The 2,448-nt window shown below is 29.6% G+C and carries 1 protein-coding gene; it reads left to right on the forward strand.

Annotation, left to right across the window (positions count from 1 at the left end; translation table 11 throughout):
• Positions 1–2,448 (forward strand): condensation domain-containing protein (locus VK071_02400; GenBank protein HLR34160.1); only part of this gene is annotated, 2,448 nt, incomplete at both ends.

Below are 2,448 nucleotides of genomic sequence, written 5' to 3' on the forward strand. Positions count from 1 at the left end.
TATTTACTAGTAGGTGGAGAGAAATTATCTGACACACATATAAAAAAGTTTAAGAAAATGTATCCAGAAATTAAAATTATAAATGGCTATGGTCCAACAGAAAATACAACTTTTACAACAACTTATGAAATACCAGAAGACTTTGAAATAATTCCTATAGGAAAACCTATAACTGGAACCCAAGTATATGTTATGAATAAAGATAAGCTCTGTGGTATAGGAATGCCAGGAGAATTATGTATAACAGGGCTTGGAATAAGTAGAGGTTATTTAAATAGAGAAGAGCTTACAAAAGAGATGTTTGTAGAAAATCCTTTTGGAGAAGGTACTATGTACCGAAGTGGAGACCTTGTTAGATGGTTACCTGATGGAAATATAGAGTTTTTAGGTAGAATAGATGGACAAGTTAAAATAAGAGGTTATAGGATTGAAACAAAAGAGATTGAAGAAGTACTAGCTAAACAAGAAGGAATAGAAGATTCGGTAGTAATAGTGGAGGAAATAGGAGAAGGCAATAAAACTCTTCTAGCTTATATAGTGATGGGGGAAGGACGGGAATTAGATATATTTAAGTTAAAGGAAGATATAAAAAGAGAATTACCTGATTATATGATTCCTCGGTATTTTAAAGCTATAGATAAAATACCTTTAACTGTTAATGGAAAGCTTGATAAAAGAGCTTTACCAGCTATTGAATATGCAAGAGAAAATGAATATGTAGGGCCAACAACCTTAATAGAGAAAAAACTCTGCCAAATTTATAAGGAACTATTGAATATAGATAAGGTTGGAAAAACAGATAATTTTTTTGAACTAGGTGGTCATAGTATTCTTGCTATGGAACTTGTCAATCTAATAAAGGAAGATATGGGTAAGGATATAACTGTTTCAAATATTTTTGAATATCCAATTGTAAAGGATTTAGCTAATTTAATAGATACTCTTGAAATTAGAAAATTTGAATCTATACCTTTAGCTGAAAAGGCATTAACCTACCCTATAACTTCTTCGCCGAAAAGATTATTCACATTACAAGAGATGAATCCAGAATCAACATCTTATAATATGCCCTTTGGAATTGAAGTTAAGGGGAAATTTGATATTGAACTTTTATCTAAAGCATTTAAAGATTTAATAAAGCGTCATGAAGTACTTAGAAGTAGTTTTCATGCAGAAGACGGAAAGTTTATACAAAAAATAAATAAAGATATAGAACCTGATATCAGTATTTTAGATCATTCAACGGATACAAGAGATTTTAGTACTGAATTATATAAGAAAGAAATTATGAGAGAATTTATAAAGCCTTTTGAAGTAGATAAAGCTCCATTAGTAAGGTTAAAACTAATTAAATTGTCTGACAATCATGGCCATATATTATTTGATACTCATCATATGATATCAGATGCCCTTAGTATAAAGATTTTTATAGAGGAGTTTATAGCTTCATATAATGGTGAAGAATTAGAAGATTTAAAGGTTCAATATAAAGACTATAGCCAATGGATAATTTCTAGGGATATATCTTCTCAAAAAGAATATTGGAATAAGGTTTATAAAACACCAGTAGAAGCTTTAAACCTACCCTATGATGCTCCAAGGGCAAAGACTAAAAGTTCTAACGGAGATTTAGTTTCTATTGATTTAGGAGAAGAATTTACTAAGAGAATACAGGATTTTGCTAGGGCAAGTGATTTGACAGAGTATATGGTTTTACTTGGTGGTCTTATGATTACTCTTCATCAATATAGCTATCAGGATGATATTGTTATTGGAAGTCCTATAGCTGGAAGAATTCATAAGGACACAGAAAAAATGTTAGGAATGTTTGTAAATACCCTTGCTATGAGAGGATATCCAGAATCTGATAAAACCCTTAAGAGATTTTTTGAAGAAATAAAGGGCCATTGTTTAGGTGCTTATGAGAATCAAGAATATCCTTTTGAAGAATTAGTAGATAAGGTTATTGATAAAAGAGATCCTAGTAGAAATCCATTATTTGATGTATCCTTTGCATTACAAAATGCAGCAGATTTTACTCTTGGATTTAACAATATGGAAGTTAAGGATGTTTTCTATGGGGAACTTTTAGCAAAATTTGATATAGACATAGAAATGTCTTATAAGGAAAAGGGATATCACCTAGATTGTATATATAATACAGATTTATTTAAACGGAAAAGTATTGAAGCTATAATGAATCGCTTTACCCAGTTGTTATTAGTAATAGCAGAAGATATGGAACAAAAAATTGGAGAATTAGATTCACTTACAGATGAAGAAAAATATAAAATTACTAAAGTTTTCAATAACCCTGAAATAAATTATAATAATGACCTTAATGTTAAAGAAATATTTGAAGAAATAGTTAATAAATATCCTAATAAAACAGCCTTAGTATATGAAGATGAAGCTGTAAGTTATGAAGAGTTAAATAAAAAATCTAAT

Source organism: Tissierellales bacterium (genome assembly GCA_035301805.1).
In the GTDB taxonomy this organism is placed as follows: domain Bacteria; phylum Bacillota; class Clostridia; order Tissierellales; family DATGTQ01; genus DATGTQ01.